Origin of the sequence: Foetidibacter luteolus, from assembly GCF_009650435.1 — a bacterium.
Taxonomy (GTDB): domain Bacteria; phylum Bacteroidota; class Bacteroidia; order Chitinophagales; family Chitinophagaceae; genus Foetidibacter; species Foetidibacter luteolus.
The window spans coordinates 1-22142 of record NZ_VVIP01000070.1 but is presented as its reverse complement, the minus strand read 5'-3'; the positions used below and the strand labels follow the sequence as shown (position 1 = coordinate 22142).

At 45.2% G+C, this 22142-nt stretch carries 15 protein-coding genes; 11 read left to right on the top strand and 4 right to left on the bottom strand.

All coding sequences use genetic code 11. The features are described 5' to 3' along the window. The first annotated feature begins 300 nt into the window (after positions 1–300). Positions 301–750, top strand: a complete 450-nt coding sequence (locus F0364_RS23090; protein ID WP_153800188.1) for an LEA/WHy family protein — start codon at positions 301–303, stop codon at positions 748–750. On the opposite strand, the gene F0364_RS23085 is transcribed toward F0364_RS23090, so the two are convergent. Continuing rightward, positions 747–1199: a nuclear transport factor 2 family protein gene (locus F0364_RS23085; protein WP_153800187.1), complete on the bottom strand. Its 453-nt coding sequence runs from the start codon at positions 1197–1199 to the stop codon at positions 747–749. The genes F0364_RS23090 and F0364_RS23085 overlap by 4 nt on opposite strands. A 599-nt stretch (positions 1200–1798) precedes the next feature. On the opposite strand from F0364_RS23085, the gene F0364_RS23080 reads away from it, so the two are divergent. The 5 genes from F0364_RS23080 to F0364_RS23060 all read left to right on the top strand — a co-directional run bounded on the left by F0364_RS23080 (position 1799) and on the right by F0364_RS23060 (position 7417). Next, positions 1799–2779 (top strand): acetyl-CoA carboxylase carboxyltransferase subunit alpha, encoded by a 981-nt coding sequence (locus F0364_RS23080; RefSeq protein WP_153800186.1) that lies wholly within the window; start codon positions 1799–1801, stop codon positions 2777–2779. A gap of 75 nt (positions 2780–2854) precedes the next feature. Then, positions 2855–3739 carry a 4-hydroxy-tetrahydrodipicolinate synthase gene (gene dapA, locus F0364_RS23075; RefSeq protein WP_153800185.1) on the top strand — a complete coding sequence of 295 codons (885 nt, stop codon included), beginning with the start codon at positions 2855–2857 and terminating at the stop codon, positions 3737–3739. A 581-nt stretch (positions 3740–4320) separates the two neighbouring features. Further along, positions 4321–5460: an alpha/beta hydrolase gene (locus F0364_RS23070; protein ID WP_153800184.1), complete on the top strand. Its 1140-nt coding sequence runs from the start codon at positions 4321–4323 to the stop codon at positions 5458–5460. A gap of 446 nt (positions 5461–5906) precedes the next feature. Continuing rightward, entirely contained in the window at positions 5907–7067 is a 1161-nt protein-coding gene (locus tag F0364_RS23065) for a M28 family metallopeptidase (protein WP_153800183.1), read from the top strand. Positions 7068–7102: 35 nt separating this feature from the next. Continuing rightward, positions 7103–7417: a hypothetical protein gene (locus F0364_RS23060; RefSeq protein WP_153800182.1), complete on the top strand. Its 315-nt coding sequence runs from the start codon at positions 7103–7105 to the stop codon at positions 7415–7417. A 13-nt stretch (positions 7418–7430) separates the two neighbouring features. Here the strand turns inward: F0364_RS23060 and F0364_RS23055 are convergent, their stop codons facing one another. The 3 genes from F0364_RS23055 to F0364_RS23045 form a co-directional block, all read right to left on the bottom strand. Further along, a complete protein-coding gene (locus tag F0364_RS23055) occupies positions 7431–8048 on the bottom strand; it encodes a hypothetical protein (protein ID WP_153800181.1) in 618 nt (205 codons plus the stop codon). 231 nt (positions 8049–8279) lie between these two features. Continuing rightward, a complete protein-coding gene (locus F0364_RS23050) occupies positions 8280–9185 on the bottom strand; it encodes a ribonuclease Z (protein ID WP_153800180.1) in 906 nt (301 codons plus the stop codon). A 132-nt stretch (positions 9186–9317) separates the two neighbouring features. Further along, positions 9318–10271: an NAD-dependent epimerase/dehydratase family protein gene (locus F0364_RS23045; RefSeq protein ID WP_153800179.1), complete on the bottom strand. Its 954-nt coding sequence runs from the start codon at positions 10269–10271 to the stop codon at positions 9318–9320. A 594-nt stretch (positions 10272–10865) separates the two neighbouring features. Here F0364_RS23045 and F0364_RS23040 point away from each other — a divergent pair. The 5 genes from F0364_RS23040 (at position 10866) to F0364_RS23020 (ending at position 21803) form a co-directional block, all read left to right on the top strand. After that, the gene (locus F0364_RS23040) at positions 10866–13946 is read left to right on the top strand and encodes a ligand-binding sensor domain-containing protein (RefSeq protein WP_153800178.1); all 3081 of its coding nucleotides are present in this window, start codon (positions 10866–10868) and stop codon (positions 13944–13946) included. A gap of 48 nt (positions 13947–13994) precedes the next feature. Beyond that, the gene (locus tag F0364_RS23035) at positions 13995–14741 is read left to right on the top strand and encodes a LytR/AlgR family response regulator transcription factor (RefSeq protein WP_153800177.1); all 747 of its coding nucleotides are present in this window, start codon (positions 13995–13997) and stop codon (positions 14739–14741) included. Between the two features lie 381 nt (positions 14742–15122). After that, entirely contained in the window at positions 15123–16667 is a 1545-nt protein-coding gene (locus F0364_RS23030; RefSeq protein WP_153800202.1) for an IS1182 family transposase, read from the top strand. A gap of 606 nt (positions 16668–17273) precedes the next feature. Further along, positions 17274–19631: a TonB-dependent receptor gene (locus F0364_RS23025; protein ID WP_153800176.1), complete on the top strand. Its 2358-nt coding sequence runs from the start codon at positions 17274–17276 to the stop codon at positions 19629–19631. A 189-nt stretch (positions 19632–19820) separates the two neighbouring features. Further along, on the top strand, positions 19821–21803 hold the full coding sequence (locus tag F0364_RS23020; RefSeq protein ID WP_153800175.1) for an FAD-dependent oxidoreductase: 1983 nt from the start codon (positions 19821–19823) through the stop codon (positions 21801–21803). Positions 21804–22142: the final 339 nt, after the last annotated feature.

Genomic DNA, 22142 nt, shown 5'->3' with positions numbered 1-22142 from the left:
ACTTTTATTAGTAGCTCATGTTTTTCATTCCAAATCTAAAAAATACCCAAATTCTTAGCATGAATATTTATGGGAGGCTGTTGTTTACAAAAATTCATTTGAAAATTATTACTTGAATTTTAATTTTAGGTAATGACAAAATTGCTGACGCTGTTTTGTAAGTAAGTCCCTTTCAATTTTTCGCCGGGGTATGGTTATCTGTTAAACTTCAATAAAAATGATAAGCTGCAGAGCGTGGGGAAAGAGTTTAAAATTTTACTTCCGATTTTCTCTGCTATTTTGCGTTTAAAATTTTCAGGAATGAAATATTGGCTGCCCCTCATTTTAGCAACCGCCCTATTAGCCTGCAAAAAGCCGCAGGGATTTGAATACCGTGATACCCGCAATTTTAAGATTGACAAACTGGGCTTTGACAAGACTACCGTTTATATGGAACTGGTATATTTTAACCCCAACAATTTTGGGGTTAACCTGAAGCATGTGGATTGCGATGTGTACGTAAACCAAAACTATGTGGGCAAATATTTACTGGACACCTTGATGCACATTTCCCGGAAATCGGAATTCTCCATCCCCTCCCGCATGGAAGTAGACATGCGTAATATTTATAAGAATGCGCTTAATACCCTTTTATCTAACGATGTGCTGGTGCAGGTAAAGGGTAATACCAAGGTGGGGAAGGCCGGAATTTTTGTAAATGTTCCCTTTAGCTACGAGGGCAGGCATAAGTTTAATTTGTTCTCCAATTAGTTACCGCAGCCCGTTTTACGCCGGGTATCCACCAGGTACACAATTTTCCACTGCCCGTTTATGCGCACCAGTTGAAAAGAATCTACCCCGCAGTGGCTAAATTTTCCTGTATAATAAAACTTGTAGGGTGTCCAGGCAATGGCCAGCGGCCCGTCGATTTTTACAACGTCAAAAACAATTTGCTCGTCGGCAGCATTTTTGGGCATGCCGGCTACGGCTTTTGCAAATTCCGCTACCGTTTCATTTTTAAGCTGCACCTGCCCGTTCATGTTCACGATGGTTTGCAACAATGCACTATCTGTAAAGCAGGTCTTAAGAAGGCTACTGTCAGATGATTTCATGGCAGTAAACAACCGGTTAATGACTGCTTTAACCGAATCTTCGGGAGATTGTGCCTTAACCACTCCAGCTAACATTACTATCAGTAGCAACAGGCCAGCTTTTTTCATACAAATTATTTCCGATGAAATTAAGCGTTACAATAACAATGCGGTTACCTTTTATCAAATCGTGAGTGGTGAATCGTGAGTGGTGAGTGGTGAATGGTGAGTGGGGGCCTTTCATTCTTCATTCAACATTCCTTGTTCCTTGTTCAATATTCATTTGGTGAGTGGGGGCCTTTCATTCTTCATTCAGCATTCCTTGTTCCTTGTTCAATATTCATTTGGTGAGCGGGGGGCATTCATTCTTCATTCAACAATCCTTGTTCCTTGTTCAATATTCATTTGGTGAGCGGGGGGCATTCATTCTTCATTCAACAATCCTTGTTCCTTGCTCGATATTCTTTTCCCTGGTGCGTGTCTCCACGCACCAGCCTATCCGGGCTGAAAAGCCGCCCAATGAACCGAACGATGAACGGATTGCGACGCAACGATGACCGCCATGAAAAACCGCTGCCGGAACCATAAAAAAGCCCGTTATTACCCCAAAAAACAAATAATCGGGGTATAATTCATCGCTATCCGTACAAAAACTTCTGTGTGCAGAAATTTTATGCGCCGTATGTTCTGAAACTGTAATTTTACCCCCCAACATTTGAGAATCGAGTATGCCTCAATACCCAAACAGACAGTTTTTAGATTTTGAGCAGCCTATCAAGGATTTATACGAGCAGATTGACCAGACAAAAAAAATGGCTGAAAAAAATCCGAAGATTGATTATACCTCCAACATTCAGCAACTGGAAAGCCTGATTGTTGAAAAAAGGAGGGAAATAACGGCTAACCTTACCCCATGGCAGCGTGTGCAGCTAAGCCGCCATCCAGACAGGCCATACACGGTTAAATATATTGATAAAATGACTACCAGCTTCCTTGAACTGCATGGCGACAGGAATGTACGGGATGACAAGGCAATGGTTGGCGGGTTTGCCCAACTGGATGGAGAAACAGTAATGTTCATCGGACAGCAAAAAGGCATAAATACTAAAACACGCCAGTTGCGCAACTTTGGTATGGCTAACCCGGAAGGTTACCGCAAAGCCCTTCGCCTGATGAAGCTGGCCGAAAAATTCAATAAACCTATCGTTACTTTAATAGATACCCCCGGCGCCTATCCGGGCCTTGAAGCGGAAGAACGCGGACAAGGCGAAGCTATTGCCCGTAACATTTACGAAATGGTAAGGCTTAAGGTACCGGTAATTTGTGTTATTATAGGCGAGGGAGCCAGCGGCGGTGCATTAGGCATTGGCGTTGGCGACAGGGTACTGATGATGGAAAATACCTGGTACACCGTAATATCCCCGGAAAGCTGCAGTTCTATATTATGGCGTAGCTGGGATAAAAAGGAAATAGCAGCCGAACAACTGCGCCTTACGGCCACCGACATGAAAGGGTTTGGACTTGTGGATGAAATAGTGCCCGAGCCTATTGGGGGCGCCCATTGGGACTATACTGAAGCCGCCGCCATTTTAAAGAAGCATATTATTAAAACTCTTAACGAAATAAAGCCTTTTTCAGCGGAGCAAAGAGTAAACCAGCGTATCCGCAAATTCAGCAAAATGGGCTTTTGGGATGAAGTGGTCGATTAACAACAAGTGCTGTGCTTATATTACCTGTGGAACCGGCAGCCGTAACCCGCAACCGGAAATTAATATATTACAATAATGTCTTTACAAACACAACTAAGGGGAACAGGTGTAGCATTGGTTACACCATTTAAGGCAAATGGCGATGTAGATTATGACGCATTGGGCAAAGTAATAGATCATGTTATTGATGGCAAGGTAGAGTACATTGTATCGCTTGGCACCACCGGCGAAACACCCGTACTTGACAAAGCCGAAAAAAACAGCATTGCCAAATACACGTATCTTAAAGTGGCTGGCCGCGTTCCGGTAGTAGTAGGCATTGGCGGCAACAATACCAAAGAAATCATCAACGAAATCCAATCTTTTCCGCTGGATGAAGCAGTGGCTGTTTTAAGCGCCTCGCCTTATTACAGCAAGCCTTCTCAGCAGGGTATTTACGAGCATTACAAAGCGATAGCCCAGGCATCACCTAAGCCTGTATTGTTGTATAATGTTCCCGGCCGCACCGGCCGCAATATGGAAGCTGCTACTACCCTTCGCCTGGCAAAAGAGGTAGAAAACATTGCCGGCATTAAAGAAGCCTGTGGCGATATGGCGCAGAGCATGAAAATAATGCGTGATAAACCAAAAGACTTTTTGGTGGTAAGCGGCGATGATGCCCTGGCACTGCCCCAGATAGCCTGTGGTTTTGAAGGTGTAATAAGTGTGGCTGCGAATGCTTTACCCACCGAATTTTCTGAAATGGTACGGGAGTGCCTGCGTGGCGATTTTGAAGAAGCCAAAACCATGAACGATAAACTGATTGAAGCCTACGAGCTGATGTTTGCCGAAAACAATCCCGCCGGTGTAAAAGCGTTTATGAACCACCTGGGCCTTTTAGGCAATAACCTGCGCCTGCCGGTAACGCCCGTTAGCGAAGATCTTTACAATAGAATAAAAGCCTACCTGCTTACAAAATAACTGCCCGCAAAGCCGCCTTCGGGCGGCTTTTTTGAGCGGAAGAATTTAGATACCAGCTACATATTTTCATGGCATCGCCTCTTGCGTCGCAATCCGTTCATCGCTCTGTCCATTGGGCGGCTTTTCAGCCCAGGGTAGTGTCTGCCAGCTACGCTGTCAGACACGTTAGCAGGCAGTTTATGTCAACCGGCAATATTTCTGCCGCCTTTGGCGCCAGAAACGTTGCGGGCAACAGGTTTAATGCCACGGAAGCACGGAAGAAAAAGATAAACCCGGGAATATCGAACAGGAACAAGAAATGCTGAAGGAAGAACGAAATGGCCCCCTACTCACCATTCACGATTCACCATTCACGATATAAATATCGAACAGGAACAAGAAATGCTGAAGGAAGAACCAAATGCCCCCTACTCACCATTCACCACTCACTACTCACCATTCACCACTCCCCATTCACAGCACGAATATCGAACAAGGAACAAGGAATGCTGAAGGAGGAATGAAATGCCCCCTACTCACCACTCACCACTCACCCCTCACCACTCACCGCACTCAAAATAATTTCTCTAAATTGCCGCATCATGAAAAAGTCAATCTTACTGATGGCCATTTGCCTGTGTAGCATGTATAGCTTTGGCCAGTATACGGTGCGGCTTATTGTAAAAGAAGTAGGCGCCAAAAAGCTGGACGACATTTATATAGCAGGCAATTTTAACGACTGGAACCCGCATGATTTCAACTATAAACTAAAACCCTTTGGCGGCACCCGCAAAGCCATTGTGCTTAAAAACCTGGCAGCCGGCAAGTACGAGTTTAAGTTTACACGTGGCGCCTGGGAAAAAGTAGAAACCACGGCCAAAGGAGAAGATATTGCCAACAGGCAGGTGGAGGTTACAGCCGATACTTCTCTTGAAATATCCATACCCGGCTGGAAGGATGATTACCCCGATAAACCAAAACCTTACACCGCCACAGCGCAGGTAAAAATTATTGATACCGCGTTTGGCATACCGCAATTGGGAAGAACCCGCAGGATATGGATTTACCTGCCCAAAAGCTACGCCTCTACCAAGGGCAAAATATACCCTGTATTGTACATGCACGATGGGCAAAACCTTTTTAACGAACGTACAGCCGCTTTTGGTGAATGGGGCATTGACGAGTGCCTTGACAGCCTGCAGGCCAAACTGAAAAAAGAATGCATCGTGGTTGGTATTGACAACGGCGGCGACAAGCGCATGACCGAATACAACCCTTATGATGATGCCAAATACGGCAAGGGCGAAGGCAACCAATATGTTGATTTTCTGGCCCAAACCTTAAAACCATACATTGACAAAGAATACCGCACCATAAAAGACCCCATGCACACCTACATAGCCGGCAGCAGTATGGGCGGTTTAATTAGTCTTTATGCTGTGGTAAAATATCCTGCGGTGTTTGGTTATGCCGGTATCTTCTCCCCTGCTTTTTGGGTAGCCCCCAAAATTTACGACGATGTAAAAACCGTTAACTGGGATAAACAACGGCACTTCTTTTTCTATGCAGGCGGCAAGGAAAGCACTTCCATGGTGCCCGACATGAAAAAGATGTACAACCTTATCAGCAGCAAGCATAATTACGACATCAGCGAAATTGTTTACCCTACCGGCGGTCATAACGAAGAAGCCTGGCGCAAATATTTCCCGGCATTTTACGAGTGGTTGATGCGGGGCAATTAACTGTGATTGCGGGGGGGCCCCCAAGCTATCGCAAGGGGTCGGGCAGAACTACGTTCGCAACCTTCGCCAAAAGCGACATTTAGTTGCTTTTAACTCGGTAGTGCTCATACTCCGGCACAGGCAGCACTGACTCTCCACCTTTTGGGAGAGTTGGAGGGGGTTCCTCACCTGGGTAACCGCTTCAATCCCTCACCCGAAAGTGCAACAGGCTGCATCTTTTATGGTAAGGCTGTTTGGCAGGCCGCTGCAAGTAAGAATAACATTTCAGGGCTACAGGTATCTATTAAAATAGCTGGCAGTAAAACTCAGGCTAAAGCCATTCCGCTAATCGCCATTAACCCAAGCCTTAAGGCTTGGGTTAATAAATAGCATGCAGCATGGCTTTAGCCAAAGTTTTAAATGTTTAATAAGCTATTTTCGCCTGGTAAGCTCATAAAAACCATCCCATGAAAAAATCTTTATTGCTGCCTTTTGCATTTCTGCTGTTACAAAGCAAAGCCGATGCACAGGATTCCATTTTTGCCAGGAATATAGTAGGTACCTTAACCTCTGAAGCCTTCTGGGGCCGCGGCTATACAAAAGACGGCATGGCAAAAGCCGCCATTTTCCTGAAGCAACAGTTTCAGCAACTGGGCCTGCAACCATTAGATGGTAAAGATTATTTTCAGCAGTTATCCTACCCTGCCAACACATTCCCCGGTAAAATGGAAGTAACCCTTAATGATAAAGTGCTGGAGCCCGGTAAAGATTTTATTGTTTCGCCAGACAGCCGCGGCGTTAAAATGGAGGGCCAATTATTTCAGCAGGATAGCAGCCAGTTTGTAAACCCTGAAAACCGGGTGGTTATCATATTGCAGGATAAGCTCACATGGTCTGTAGCCCAAAAGGCGGAGGGCTATACAATTATAATGGTAGATAAACACCGTTTTACTGAAACACCCGCTTCGGTTAAAGTGGCCATTGAAAATAAGGTCATCAAATCGTTTAAAGCATCCAATGTTTGTGGCATGGTAAAAGGAAAGGAGCAGCCCGATTCTTTAATTTTCATTACCGCCCACTACGATCATCTTGGCGGCATGGGCAGCGGAATCTATTTTCCCGGCGCTAATGACAATGCCAGTGGTATAAGCCTGCTTTTAACACTGGCCAAATACTATGCGGCGCACCCGCAAAAATATTCCATTGGTTTTATCTGTTTCGCCGGTGAAGAGGCAGGGCTGGTGGGCTCAAAATATTATACTGAGCATCCTCTACTGCCTTTGCAGAATATCCGTTTCCTGCTGAACACAGACCTGTCAGGAACGGGTGAGGAAGGTATTATGGTGGTAAACGCCACCGAGTTCCCGAATGAATTTGCGGCGCTGCAAAAGCTAAACAATATGGAAGGCCTGCTGTCCGATGTGAAGTCGAGGGGCAAAGCTGCCAACAGCGACCATTATTGGTTTACAGAAAAAGGCGTTCCAGCTTTCTTTTTTTATACGCTTGGTGGTATCAAAGCCTACCACGATGTTTTCGACAAGTCCGCCACATTGCCATTAAACGAAATCAACGACCTTAATGCGCTGATTAAATCTTTTGTAGCGTATTTAAATGGAAAGCAAAACTGATATCTTTACTTTTAGTTACCTAAAAACCCGAATGAATGAATTTTTTTAGCTGGTTATTTGGCGCTCAAAAAAGTACCAAAAGCAAACTAAAGCCGGTCACAGACAGCGGCTCTTTTCACAGTACAACTTCGGATAGTTTTACTCCTTTTTTACCCGAAAATGATAGTAACTATTCAATACCCATAGATACTACCGTTGGTAACTACGATAATCACGGAAGTGGCTGCCATGAGCCGGCATACCATCATTCCAATCATCACACGGGTCAGGATTGCACCAGCTTTACAGATTCAACAAGTTTTGACTCAGGCAGCAGCACAGACAGCTCATCAACGTGGACCAGCGACTAAAAAGGCAATCAGCCTATTTTTCAAACGGCAAAACCACCACAGGCTCCCCATATTCAGCCATTTCCTTCAGCCTGCGCTCAATCTTCTTTTGCCATTCGGTGGTTATACCGCCGGCCTCAAATGTATTGTCTTTTTCATAAGCCGCCTGTTCAGCTTCTTCTTCTGTGGCTACTTTGTTGTAGATGTCTTTTGCTTCAGCAATGGATTGTGCTTTTTTGAGCTCCTGCCTTAGCAGGCGGGCATACACTTCGCAAATGTCAAAATGCCCCTGCTCATGTTTCAGGGTGATAAGGTCGCCAACATCCTTTATCCAGGACTGGTTCTTTTTCATACTGGCATACACGGTAAACAGCGTTTTGCCTTTCTCTTTTTTAATCTGCACATACACGCTGGTAGTAACGGAACCCAGCTTATGTGTTAGCGTAGTAAAATTCAAAGTACGCAGGCTGGTATCTTCAATAGCTGGTGTGCCCTGAAAATCTTCAAAACCCAGGCGGTGGCTGCTGTTCCAGTAAATAACAGAATCTTTTACAGGGCTGCTGTGGCTGGTATCTGCCTTTGGTTGCGCTGTTGGCTGGGCGTAAGAACCTGCTGATAAAAACAGGCAACAAAGGATAAGGATTGTTTTCATAAACAGGATATTTAAACAGGTATGCAAAACCGGTATTTTCATATTTACCTGCACTGACAAAATTAATGCATGAAATATGCATGGGTTACCTGTAGCTGCCTAATTTCTGCCGGCTTTAGTATATTTTAAGCCAAATACTCCGCTTAAAAGTCGCCATGAAAACCAGGCGTACAAGTGAGTGACACAACAGGCGATACCATGAAAGGCCAAAGCCCGTCCCCAAAAAAGTATTTATTTAACTATGTAGGTAACGCCCTCCAGGCCCAATTCCGTGTCGGGAAAAACAGCGCATGTTTCATCAAGAAATTCGTTGAGGCATTCGTACTTGCTGCTGAAGTGGCCTATAAGCAGCCTGTTTACCTGGGCCAGCCTGGCTATGTTGCCGGCTTGTTCGGTAGTACTGTGAAAGCGGGCCAGCGCCCTGTCTTCCAGGCCTTTTAAGTAGGTAGTTTCGTGGTACATGAGCGATACATTCTTCACCTTATCCGCTATGGGTTCGGTATAAACCGTGTCAGCGCAATAGGCATAGCTAAGGCCGGGGCTGTTGGGTAAAGTAACCCATTCATTTTTTACGATGCTGCCGGTTTTGGCGGTGTAGTCTTCCCCTTCTTTCAGGCGCTCATAAAACGTGGCGGGTATATCGTATTCAACCGCTTTGTCGCGGTCTATCCTGCGGGGCTTTTTCTTTTCGCGTATAATAAAGCCCCAGCAGGCAATGCGGTGCACTACTTTAAAACTTTCCACAGAAAATTTTTCGCTTTCCACTATAACACCCTCACCTTCCAGCGGGTGAAAGTGAAGGGGAAAAGGCAGAACCGTATCGGCTGCCTGTAACTGCAACTGGATAATATCGTTCAATGGCGCCGGTGCATATAAATGCAGGGGGTGGTCGCGGCCCAGCAAACCCATGCTGGTAATAAGTCCGGGAAGGCCAAAGTAATGGTCGCCATGCAGGTGCGAAATAAAGATATGGTTAATGCGGCTGCGGCGCACTTTGTAACGGGCCAGTTGCATTTGCGTGCCTTCGCCACAGTCAATTAAAAAAAGCTGGTCGTTCAACGTAACTATCTGTGCCGATGGATGCCGGTCATATGCGGGGAGAGCAGAATTATTTCCAAGTATAGTTACGCCAAACATGCGGTTCTTTACAGTAATATAATAAGAATGAAGATAAGTGAAAAACAGGTACGATTAATGAACCCCGTGTGATGCGCTAACAGAATACAGATGCGGGTTGGTAAAAAACTTTTACACCTTGCCGGTAAGGTATTAAGTGTACTGCGGCCGCAGGTTATCCAGCATATCGCCGGTCATTTTGTACAGGTTGTATTCAGGTTTCCAGCCCCAGTCGTTAGCGGCAACACTGTCATCTATACTCTGCGGCCAGCTATCGGCAATGGCCTGGCGGTAATCGGGCTGGTAATTAACCTGAAATTCGGGTATGTGCTCCTGTATGGCCGCCGCTATCTGCTTTGGCGAAAAACTCATAGCAGCAATATTGTATGAGGTACGTATGGATATCCTTTCTTCCGGCGCTTCCATCAGTTCCACCGTTGCCCGTATGGCATCGGGCATATACATCATGGGCAGGTAGGTATCTTCGTGCAGAAAACTGGTATATTTTTTTTCTTCCAGCGCTTCATGAAAAATTTCCACCGCATAATCGGTAGTGCCGCCGCCGGGCGCCGATTTATAACTTATCAAACCCGGGTAGCGCAGGCTTCTTACATCAACATTATAACGCTGGTGATAATAGTTGCACCAAAATTCGCCGGCATACTTGCTGATGCCATACACAGTAATAGGTTCTATAATGGTTTGCTGCGGGCAGCTAAGCTTTGGCGAGGTGGGCCCAAACACGGCTATGGACGAAGGCCAGTACACTTTGTGCAGCTTTTCTTCACGGGCTATATCCAGCACATTCAGCAGGCTTTGCATATTAAGGTGCCAGGCCAGGTTAGGATTTTTTTCGCCTGTGGCGCTTAGTATAGCGGCCAGCAGGTATATCTGCGTTATGTTTTGTCTTATCACCTGCACATGAAGCATTTCCTTGTTCATCACATCCAGCGATACATAGGGCCCGGTACCTTTCAGCAGTTCATTCTCCTCGCGTAAATCGCTTGCCACAACATTGGTGTTGCCATAAATTTTTCTTAAAGCAAGGGTTAGCTCCACTCCTATTTGTCCGCTGGCGCCTATCACCAGTATTTTTTCTTTTACCATACAAGGTTTTTTCGTGCCGCAAAGTAAAGGGAATAGTAACATACTTACCCTTATTATGCACCGTAATCTTTAGGGCGCCATATCTTATTTTTCCCCACGATATGCATACTAACAAACGTACTTTTTTGGGGACGGGCTGAGGCCTTTCATGTCATCGCCTGTTGCGTCGCACTACTTTCATCGTTCTGTTTTTCATGGCTGCTTTTCAGCCCGGATAGATGGGTTTCTGCCGCCTTTGGCGCCAGAAACATTGCCGGCTACAGGTCAAATGCCACGGAAGCACGGAAGAAAAAGAGAAGCCAGGGAATATTGAACAAGGAACAACGAACGCCCAAGGAAGAACGGAATGCCCCCACTCACCATTCACTATTCACCATTCACGAAATGAATATCGAACAAGGAACAAGGAATTTTGAATGAAGAAAGAAATGCCCCCACTCACCATTCACTACTCACCACTCACGGTAAGAATATCGAACAAGGAACACAAAATTTTGAAGTAAGAATGAAATGCCCCCACTCACCACTCACCATTCACCCCTCACCATTAACATACCACTTGCATTATTAATGTAAAAAAGATAATTTCAGCATGTGGCACCTTACCAGAAAGTACTGCTTATTATTTGCGTGGTTATAGCACCACGTGTGGCGCTATGCCAGGATAATATGCTTTCTTTTCAGCACCTCACAGTCAAAAACGGGCTCAGCCAGAGCAGTGTGGTGGCTATTGCCCAGGATAGCACCGGTTTTATGTGGTTTGCCACCCAGGATGGCCTTAACCGCTACGATGGCCACCGTTTTATTTATTACGAAAAATATTTCGACGATAAAACCAACACCCAAAACAACAGCCTGGGCAAAATTTATATTGACAGGCAGGGCGGCGTATGGATAATACCCAACACCCATGTACCGGAACGCTACAACAGTTTCACAAAAACCTTTAGCCCGGTGGCGGGATTAAAGGATGTAAGCTGCATGCTGCACAACAGCAAGGGCAGTTACTGGTTTGCCTCTTTTGCAGGACAACTGCTACTACTCCAAAACAACAATACCGTTACCGCCAAAGCTGCTTTACCCGGCAGCGTTATTTACCAGCTTCACGAAGATAGCGGCGGGCATTTGTGGGTAGCGGCCTCTACAGGTATATATATTTACAACAGTATTACCAACCGTTTTACGCCGGTAAAAAACCAAGCAGCACTAACCAATGTGTACAGTGTTGCAGAAGATCACAACAATACCATTTGGGCAGGCACACTCGGCAACGGGCTGTTTTATAAAACCAAACACTCCGATACATTCACGCTCTACAAAACCGGAATAGCTAACCTGCCACCCGAAGCCGGGCTTATTATTGAGAGCCTGGCTGTTGATAAAGAAAACAACATTTGGGCCGGCACTTATGGCAACGGGTTGATAGTAATAAAAAACGGCAGCACGGCCACACAATACCTGCCGGAAAAAAGCAACCCTTTTTCTTTTAGCTATAAAGATGTACTTACCATTTTTAAAAGCAGGGACGATGTAATGTGGCTGGGTACGGATGGTGGCGGCATTAATATTTTCGATAAGAATTATACCCGTTTCCAGGGCTTTACCAGCAACTCGGTACCTACGGGCATAGCTGTAGATATCGTAAGGGCCATTTACGTGGAAAATAAACAGATTTGGCTGGGCACTTCAGGAAAAGGCCTTACAAGATATAACCCCGGTGCTGCAGACAAATGGAAAACATGGCTATATGAAAAAGACATTGAACGTAATGGCAACGGCACCAACCGGGTAATGAGCCTGTATAACAATTATGATGATTTGTTATGGATAGGAACCAGGGGCAACGGTATTATATGGTTTAGCAAGTTGCAGGAACGTTTTATCTTTTTCAATAACCAGCATGAGCAGGCTTATCCTGATAACACCGTTTGGTGCCTTTATCCCGGCGACAGTGGCCGTGTATGGGCCGGTACGGAAAACAAAGGGCTTTGCCTGCTTGACAAAAACAGGAAACTGTTGAAACAGGTGGATATCCAGACGGATAATCACAATTCTGCCCCGGTTAAAAACATACGCTGTATAGAGACAATGAACGATACTATTTTGTGGATAGGCACCGATGAAAACGGATTGTACAGCTACCATACTTTACAAAACACCGTTGCAGCACCTGTCTTTCCTGGAAACCACCGGCAAAAACTGCTTAAAATAAAGTGTTTGTATTACGATAAAAAAGCTGGCATCCTGTACATCGGTACCAACGGCAACGGAATGGCAGCATACAACCATACTACAGGTACACTTACCTTTTATAATACGCAGCAGGGGCTGCCCAACAATGTTGTGTATGGCATAGTGCCCGATGAAACGGGTTTACTTTGGCTAAGTACCAATAAAGGTCTGGCCAGCTTTGCACCGCCTGCTGGCAACAAAACTTTTAACGTACGCCTGTACGATGAAAAAGATGGTCTTCAAAATACCGAGTTTAATACCGGCGCATACTTTAAAGACAGCAATGGGGTAATATACTTTGGCGGCATAGACGGCATTAACTATTTTTCTCCGGGTAATATCACTAACATAAGCACTGCCGGAAAAATTGTGTTTACAGCCTGTACTGTTGCCGGCAAAGTGTATGGCGGCGACAGCGCTATTGAAACAAAACAAGTGCTGGTACTTAAACCCGGCGATAATGAATTCTCTCTGTCATTCGCATTGCTTAATTATTCAGCGCCCAGGCAGATAACTTACCAGTACCGGCTGGAAGGCTACGATAAACGCTGGGTAAGTGCCGGGCCTGCCAATGGTGCAAATTATACCAACCTTAGCCCGGGCACTTACCGTATGATGGTTACTGCTTCTGCAGATGCAGGCATAAACCTTACAAAACCGGCCATCCTTACAATAGTGGTAAAACCGCATTTTTATCAAACCCTGTGGTTTAAAATACTCGCCATTGGTGTTTTATGCGTACTGGTTTATTGGTTTGTCTATTGGCGCATCAATTCCGTTAGAAAGCAGGAACAGTTAAAACAAATGCGCACCCTGGCCGAAATGAAGGCGCTAAGGGCGCAAATGAACCCACACTTTATTTTCAATTGCCTTAACGCCATTGACAACCTGATACAAACAGACCAGAAAGACAAGGCAACCGTGTACCTGGCCCGTTTTGCCAAACTGATACGCAATGTGCTGGACAGTTCTAAAAACAACATTGTACCCTTTAACAAAGATGTGGAAACCCTGCAGTTATACCTTTCGCTGGAACAATTCCGGCTCAGCAACAAATTTTCTTACGAGCTGCATGCAGATGATGAACTGTTGCACGCGGATTACAAAGTGCCGCCCATGATCATCCAGCCGTTTGTAGAGAATGCCATACACCATGGCCTGATGAACAAAGCCACCGATGACAGAAAGTTAACCGTGCTGATGCAGCTTGAAAACGATTTTATACGGTACACTATTACAGACAATGGCGTGGGCAGAAAAACATCCGCCGCAATTAACACGGTTAATAAGCCAGGCCATATTTCTTACGGCATTAATATTTCTCAGGAAAGGGCTAAGCTGCACAACAACCATCATGCAGCCAGCTACGAATTGCAGATTACAGACCTTGAAGAAAACGGCGAACCAAGGGGAACAAAGGTTGAAATGTGGATAGCCGTATAGTACCCGGATCATTGAATCAAAATTGTAAACAAGTAAAAAGTACCAGCCATGTTAAAAGCCATCCTGGTTGATGATGAAGAAAACAGCCTGAACGGCCTGCACGAAAAAATAAACCGGCATTGCAATGGTATTGAGGTTATTTCGGCGCTATCTCAACCCGCCATTGCCATAGAGGCCATCAATAACCTCAAGCCCGATATTCTTTTCCTGGATATTGAAATGCCCGGCATGAATGGTTTTACCCTGCTGCAAAAGCTGCAGCACAAAAACTTTGAACTTATTTTTGTAACCGCATACGACCATTATGCCATCAAAGCCATACGCTACAGCGCATTGGATTACCTGGTAAAACCGGTAGAACCGGATGAACTGAAAAGCGCTGTTGACAGGGCTGTGGAAAAGCGCAACTCCTCAACTTCCAAACAGCAGTTTGAGTTGTTGATGGAAAACATTACCCTGCAGCAAAAATCTTTTAAACGCCTGGCTGTGCCCTCGTACGACGGTCTTCATTTTGTTAAGATAGAAGACATTATTTACCTGGAAGCGCATGTAAACTACACCCATATCCATATTACCAACAAGCAAAAATATGTGGTAAGCCGCACCATCAAAGACTACGAGGAATTGCTGCCCGCCGATACCTTTCTCCGCATCCACAACTCTTACATCATTAACAAAGATTTTGTTGAACGTTATATACGCGGCGACGGCGGCCAGGTGGTACTAAGCAATGGCATTACGCTGGATGTATCCAAGCGAAAGAAAACGGAGTTCCTTAAAGCTATTGGATATTAGGCTCAAGCAAGTACGAAATACAAAGTACGAAGTATGAATTTGCAACACTCCTATTCACTACTCACCACTCACTATTCACTACTCACCACTTACCACTCACCATTCACGATTATGGTACCAGCCGCATAGCCTTGTGGAGACTTCGTTGCGTCGCAATCCGTTCATCGGTCGGTTTTTCATGGCATCTTTTCAGCCCGGGTAGAAGAGGCTGTCTCAAAAGTAAAAGAGGCGGCCTTTTTTTTGTTTTCAATTTTAGGGTACGGGTTATCCACCATGTTTTTTTAGTTTTAGTTTTTAGTGAGGGTTTATAAACAGTAGAGGTGGATAAATAAAACGTACATGATATCCATCATACAGCTGATTTTAGTTGTCTTGCCAGGTATGGCAAGAGGCAACACACTGAAGGTAGTATTTAAAGAAAACCATCAAAACCAGTTGATGGCATTACCCCCTACGCTGGATGAACTGATTGCAAAGAACCATCCGGTACGCACAGTCAATGAGGTACTGGATAAGGTGGACATCACAAAACTGTTACAGCAATACAAACCCGGTGGTACCAGCAGTTATCATCCCCGCATGCTGTTAAAAGCAGTGGTATATGCCTATATCTGCAATATCTACAGCAGCCGTAAAATAGAAGAAGCCCTGCAGGTAAACATCCATTTGATGTGGCTGAGCGGTATGAGCACTCCCGATCATAATACGATTAACCGGTTCCGTGGCAAAAGGTTACAGGAGACCCTGCGCCCCATCTTTGCCCAGGTGGTAGAGTTGCTTTGCGAAGAAGGATTGTTGAGTATCAGGGATTTATATACTGATGGCACTAAGATAGAAGCGAGTGCCAACCGTTACACGTTTGTATGGGGCAACAGCATTAAAACCAATAAAGAAAAAATAAAGCAACAGTTGAATGAGTTATGGCAATATGCCCAAAGGGTTGCCGCCGCGGAAATGGACGATACTGACCCATCGGGTTTTGATAAGATAGATGCACAGAAGGTAACAGCCACTATTGAGAAGATTAATGAGGCCCTAAAAGACAAACCGGTGCCCAAACAGGTAAAACAAAAGCTCAGCTATGCCGGCAAACAATGGCCTGCCGCCCTTGATAAGTATGCACAGCAGGAGCAGGTGATGGGTACGGAAAGGAGCAGTTACAGCAAAACAGATACCGATGCCACCTTCATGCGCATGAAGGAAGACCATATGCAAAACGGACAGTTAAAACCCGCCTACAATGTACAGGTAAGCACCAATAATCAGTATATCGCTTCTTACAGCATCCATCAAAACACTACCGATACCAATACACTCACCCCGCATCTTGAACAAATACAAAACGACTACCGGCAAATACCACAGAGCATTACCGCAGATGCGGGCTATGGCAGTGAACAGAATTATCAAAAGCTGGAAGACCTGGGTGTACAGGCTTTTGTAAAGCACAATTATTTTGACCGCAGCCAAAGTGATTTGCTGCAAAGCAAAAAGCCCTTCAGTGCAGACAAGCTGCATTACAACAAACAACAGGATTGCTACTACCGCCCTATGGGCCAGCCGATGATGAACACAGGCAGTTATAGCAAAACAACTGCTGCCGGCTTCCAACAAACCATTACCAGCTATACTGCCAAAAATTGTGAAGGCTGCCCGCTAAGAGGTGTTTGCCATAAAGGCAAAGGAAACAGGGTTATTGAAATAAATCACAACCTTAACCGGCTTAAACAACAGGCAGAAGGGTTATTAAAAAGTGAACAGGGCATTAACAAGCGAAAGCAACGCTGCCACGATACAGAACCAGTGTTTGCCAACATCAAACACAACCATCATTTTAAAAGATTTATGCTCAGGGGCATCAAAAAAGTGAGCATTGAAACCGGGTTACTGGCACTGGCACATAATTTAAGAAAGAAAGCCGCCTGAAAAAGGATTAAAATGATAATAACATACAATTTATAACTAATTAATTAGTTATAAAACCATCCCTCTCATTATCCCCACACGAAGCCATTACCATACGCCCACCCTATAAATTAGGAAGCTGCCTCAAAATTTTACTTTTGAGACAGCCTCGTGGAAAAACCATGCACCAAAACCTGCTGCACCCGCTTCTGCCACCTGCAGGTGCCAGAAGCATACACAACCACTGCGGTTTAATCCATCCGGTAATGGATGTAGATTATATAGACCCTGCAAGGCTACGTGTCTGGCAGCGGAGCTGGCAGACACTCAGAGACTACCCGGGCTGAACAGCCGCTCAATGAACCGAACGATAAAGTGCTTGCGACGCAACAGGCGATGCTATGAAAAACCGCTGCTGGTACCATGCAAATAATGTACGATGACATTTACATCGTACATCCCACACCATACATCTTACATACTTCCTAACTCTTATTTTTCTGTTTTACCATTTTGATATAGCTTGCAATAACCTTCCAACTGTAACAGCCCGCCATTCTGCCCTAAACACCGCAATACCTTTTTGGTTGCCTTTTGAAAGTGAAAATGTGATGCAAAAACTATTGTATGATCAGGACTGTTTTGTTTTTATGGCTGGTAATGGGTATGTGCTCTGCTGTGAATGCCCAAAAAAAATTCACCATTAACGGCTATGTACGTGATTCCGCTTCGGGGGAAACGCTTATAGGGGCCAACATTACCGTAGGCGGTGAAAGCAGGGGTGTTGCTACCAATAACTTTGGCTTTTATTCTCTTACATTAGACAGTGGCCACTACAGCCTGCTGTGTTCTTTTGTTGGCTATCAACGCAGGCAGATAGAGCTGGCCCTTGATAAAAATACCGAACTGAATATTGACCTTACCTCTTACAGCTCACTTATCAACAATGTAACTGTTACAGCCTCCCGCCGGGAAAGCAATGTAAAGACGGCGCAAATGGGCAAGATTGAACTGAACATTAATACGGTTAAAGCTCTGCCTGCCATTTTTGGTGAAACTGATATTCTTAAAACACTGCAGTTAATGCCCGGCGTACGCAATGCCGGCGAAGGCAACTCTGGTTTTTATGTACGCGGCGGCGGGCCAGACCAAAACCTGATTATGCTGGATGATGCTGTTGTATATAATACCGGCCACCTGTTTGGATTTTTCTCTGTGTTTAATTCCGATGCCATCAAAAGCCTGTCGCTTATTAAAGGGGGCATGCCGGCGCAGTATGGTGGAAGGCTGGCCTCGGTTATTGATATAGCCATGAAAGAAGGCAACCTGAACAAAACGGAAGTGGATGCCGGTATTGGGCTGATTGCGTCCCGCCTTTCTATACAGGGGCCCATCAAAAAACAGAAATCATCCTTTATGATCTCGGCACGCAGAACCTATATTGATCTGCTGATATCGCCGTTCATTACCAAAAGCAGTTCCTTCCATGGTTCCGGCTATTACTTCTACGATCTTAATGCCAAAGTGAACTTTAAAATTTCAGAGAAAGACCGCCTGTACATAAGCGGTTATTTGGGCCAGGATGTGTTTAGGTATAACAATACCAAACGCTCTTTCAGCTTAAAGATACCATGGGGCAATTCAACCGCCACCGTTAGATGGAACCATGTATTTAACCGTAAAATGTTTGCCAACCTTACGGCTGTTTACAATGACTATAAGTTTGATTTCACCGGCTCTCAAAACGATTTTAACATCGGCCTTTCCTCCGGTATAAGGGATATAAACGCGAAGGTTGATTTTGACTACTACCCGGTTCCCGCACATAAACTGAAGTTTGGCGGGCAAACCACTTTTCATACCTTTTTGCCAAGTGTGGCCAGCGGCTCGCAGGATACTACCAACTTCTCCCCCAACAACGCTGTTAAAAAGTATGCCAACGAAATTGCTTTGTACATACAGGACGACTGGGAAATTACGCACAAGCTTCAACTGAATGCCGGCCTGCGGTACAGCCGGTTTATACAGGTGGGCAAATACACACAATATAAAAAAGATGCTGACGGCAACAAGCTTGACAGTACTTTTTATGGCTGGGGCGATGTGGTAAAAGCCTATGGCGGTTTTGAACCACGTGCCACGCTGCGCTATGCCATTAACGACGAAAGCTCCGTTAAGCTGGGCATTACCCGCAACCTGCAGTACATACACCTTGTTACCAATGCCGGCACCACTTTGCCTACGGATATATGGGTACCCAGTACCGTAAGGGTAAAACCCCAAATTGGATGGCAGTATGCCGCCGGGTATTTCCGCAATTTTAAAAACAATATGTTCGAAACATCGCTGGAAGTGTACTATAAAGACATGGGCAACCAGATTGAATACCGCGAAGGCTACACCCAAAACATTAGCGATGTGGAAGAAGATTTTGTTTTTGGCAAGGGCTGGGCCTATGGCGCGGAAATATTCGTTAACAAAGTAAAGGGCAGGTTTACAGGTTGGGTGGGCTATACCCTTAGCTGGACATGGCGGAAATTTACCCAGTTGAATGACGGCAACAAATTTCCCAGCAAATACGACCGACGACATGATTTATCTGTGGTGGCCATGTACCAGTTGAGCAAGAAGTGGAAACTCAGCTCCATTTTTGTTTTTGGCACAGGCAACGCCACTTCCTTACCGGAACGTTTTTATTTTGTGGATGGCGTGCTTACACAGGAGTTTGGCAAAATTAATGCGTACCGTGTACAACCTTATCACCGGCTTGACCTTTCAGCCACCTATACGCCGGTACAAAAAAAGAAAAGAAAATATACAGGCAGTTGGGTATTTAGCCTGTACAATGCCTACAGCCGCTTAAACCCTTACTTCTATTTTTACGACCAGGAAGGCGGGGCTACTGAAGGAACATTGAAAGTTACCCCCAAAAAAGTAGCGTTGTTCCCCATAATACCATCCGTAACATGGAATGTAAAATTTTAAGCAGCCTATTTCGGCTGCTGCAATGGCAGCAACACTTAATCTTGCATGTTTTATGAGCCCAACTGGATTGCTACTATGAAACCTTGTTGTGCAATCCTATTTGTCGAAGCAGCAGAATTGGAAACTCTTCGGCGAGTAGTTTAACTTAAAGTGTTTTACTTTGGGCAACTCAACAACAAAATGCTAACGATGAACAGAATCTCACTCTTTGTTTTTGCTATCATGATTACAGCCGTATTGCCTGCACAAAAATCTGTAACGGTTGATGTATGTGTATATGGCGGCACTTCCGCAGGCGTTATGGCAGCCTACACTGCTAAAAAACTAAACAAAACCGTACTGCTGATTGAACCGGGCAAAAACCTGGGCGGGCTTACAACGGGTGGACTTGGCTATACGGATATTGGCAATAAGTATGCTATTACCGGTCTATCAAGAAATTTTTACCGCCGTATCGGCAAATATTATGGCCGGTTTGAACAGTGGATTTTTGAGCCTCATGTAGCGGAAGAAACTTTTCAGCAATACATTAAACAGGCAGATGTTGAAGTGCTGTATAACCACCAGTTAAAAACTGTTGTAAAGGTTGGCAAAAACATACAGCAAATAATTACTGAAGAAGCCAACAGCACCGGAACACAGGTAGTGAAAGCAGCCATGTTTATTGACTGCTCCTACGAAGGCGACCTGATGGCAAAAGCCGGCGTATCCTATACTGTTGGCAGGGAAGCCAATAGTGAATATGGTGAAACCTACAACGGCGTGCAGCTAAGAAACAAACACCAGTTTCCGGAAGGTGTTGACCCTTATAAAATTCCCGGCAAACCGGAAAGTGGGTTATTGTGGGGCATCAGTAATGAAACGCTGGCGCCACAGGGTGCCGGCGACCAAAAAGTGCAGGCTTATAACTTCAGGATATGTTTGACCAGCCAGCCTGAAAATGCCGTGCCTGTTACACGCCCGGCAGATTATGACTCTACCCGTTACGATTTATTACTGCGTGTTCTGGAAAAAATTAACGCCAAAGATCTTAATGCGGTGATGAAGATTGACCACATGCCCAACCATAAAACCGACATCAACAACAATGGCGCTTTTTCTACAGATATGATTGGCATGAACTATGATTTTCCCGAGGCGGATTATGCCAAACGGAAAGAAATATTTACCGCTCACGAAAACTATGTAAAAGGTTTTCTTTATTTTATTGGCCATGACAGCAGGATGCCCGAACACTTACGCAAAGAGATGTTGCAGTGGGGTTATCCTAAAGATGAGTATGTGAACAACAATCATTGGTCGCCACAGATGTATGTAAGGGAAGCCCGCCGCATGAAAGGCGCTTATATAATGACGCAGGCTAACTGCGAAGGCCGCGAAGTTGCCAAAGACGCCGTTGGCATGGCCGCTTACACTATGGACTCTCATAACTGCCAGCGCCTGGTAGTAAATGGCCAGGTTAAAAATGAGGGCGATGTACAGGTTGGCGGGTTTGGCCCCTACCCTATTGCCTACCAGTGCCTGGTACCGAAGCAAGAGGAATGCAACAACCTGCTGGTGCCGGTTTGTCTTTCTGCCACACATATAGCGTATGGCTCCATCCGTATGGAACCGGTGTTTATGGTACTGGCCCAGTCGGCTGCCACAGCCGCAGTGGAAGCCATCAACAGCAACACCACGGTGCAACAGGTAAACATTAAAAAAGTGCAGCAAATGTTGGCCGAAGACCCGCTGGCCGATGGCAGTACCGCCGAAATTTTAGTTGACAATGACGACTCGCTGCATGTAACCAGCCAGGGTGACTGGAAGCGTGAAACAAAGGGAACTTATGGCCCTTCCATGTTTGTGGATGAAAGCAATGGGGCCACCACAAAATTCATCCGTTTTGTTCCCCAGGTAGTAAAGGCAGGGCGCTACCATGTTTACACTTACCTGCCTAAAATAAGCAACATGGCATCACAGATAAACTTTACCATTTTCGATGGTAAACAGGCAAAACCGGTACCCGTGTCGCCGGCAGGTTTAAAGGTAGAGGGGCAAACCAGTGGCGAATGGATTGACCTGGGCGTTTATCACCTCAACGAAGGCAGGGATGTTTATGTAGAAGTAAACAACAGGAATGCAGATGGCGCCGTGGTGGCCGATGCCGTGCTGTTCATTCCGGAAGAATAAACAACCCCGGGCAATACTGTTTAAATTATGCCGCTTTATAAGCGTTCCGCTTATTTTTCCTTCTTATGGGGCCCGGCAGGAGGAACAATTATTAGGCGTCCCTTGCGTCGCACTCTTGTACTGCCGTATCGCTATGCGGCTTTTCCCACCGGGTATGTTTCTAACGTCTGGTACATCTCCAGGGCAAACGCATCTAAATATAATGCAGCTATACACAATTGTTAATAAAGATGAAGTTTGTAGGAGATAGGCCAAAAGTTATCCCCGGTTGATTGTTGAGCAGGAATAAAGCAGGAAACTGCATTCAAAAAAATGCTATCGTTTTTTGATTCTCTTACC

Bases quoted from the DNA above. Each gene is read 5' to 3' on its own strand.
- F0364_RS23045 (WP_153800179.1), bottom strand. From the start codon at position 10,271: ATGGTAAAAGAAAAAATACTGGTGATAGGCGCCAGCGGACAAATAGGA.
- F0364_RS23085 (WP_153800187.1), bottom strand. From the start codon at position 1,199: ATGAAAAAAGCTGGCCTGTTGCTACTGATAGTAATGTTAGCTGGAGTG.
- F0364_RS23065 (WP_153800183.1), top strand. From the start codon at position 5,907: ATGAAAAAATCTTTATTGCTGCCTTTTGCATTTCTGCTGTTACAAAGC.
- F0364_RS23055 (WP_153800181.1), bottom strand. From the start codon at position 8,048: ATGAAAACAATCCTTATCCTTTGTTGCCTGTTTTTATCAGCAGGTTCT.
- F0364_RS23050 (WP_153800180.1), bottom strand. From the start codon at position 9,185: ATGTTTGGCGTAACTATACTTGGAAATAATTCTGCTCTCCCCGCATAT.
- F0364_RS23090 (WP_153800188.1), top strand. From the start codon at position 301: ATGAAATATTGGCTGCCCCTCATTTTAGCAACCGCCCTATTAGCCTGC.
- dapA (WP_153800185.1), top strand. From the start codon at position 2,855: ATGTCTTTACAAACACAACTAAGGGGAACAGGTGTAGCATTGGTTACA.
- F0364_RS23020 (WP_153800175.1), top strand. From the start codon at position 19,821: ATGAACAGAATCTCACTCTTTGTTTTTGCTATCATGATTACAGCCGTA.
- F0364_RS23070 (WP_153800184.1), top strand. From the start codon at position 4,321: ATGAAAAAGTCAATCTTACTGATGGCCATTTGCCTGTGTAGCATGTAT.
- F0364_RS23025 (WP_153800176.1), top strand. From the start codon at position 17,274: ATGATCAGGACTGTTTTGTTTTTATGGCTGGTAATGGGTATGTGCTCT.
- F0364_RS23080 (WP_153800186.1), top strand. From the start codon at position 1,799: ATGCCTCAATACCCAAACAGACAGTTTTTAGATTTTGAGCAGCCTATC.
- F0364_RS23060 (WP_153800182.1), top strand. From the start codon at position 7,103: ATGAATTTTTTTAGCTGGTTATTTGGCGCTCAAAAAAGTACCAAAAGC.
- F0364_RS23030 (WP_153800202.1), top strand. From the start codon at position 15,123: ATGGCAAGAGGCAACACACTGAAGGTAGTATTTAAAGAAAACCATCAA.
- F0364_RS23035 (WP_153800177.1), top strand. From the start codon at position 13,995: ATGTTAAAAGCCATCCTGGTTGATGATGAAGAAAACAGCCTGAACGGC.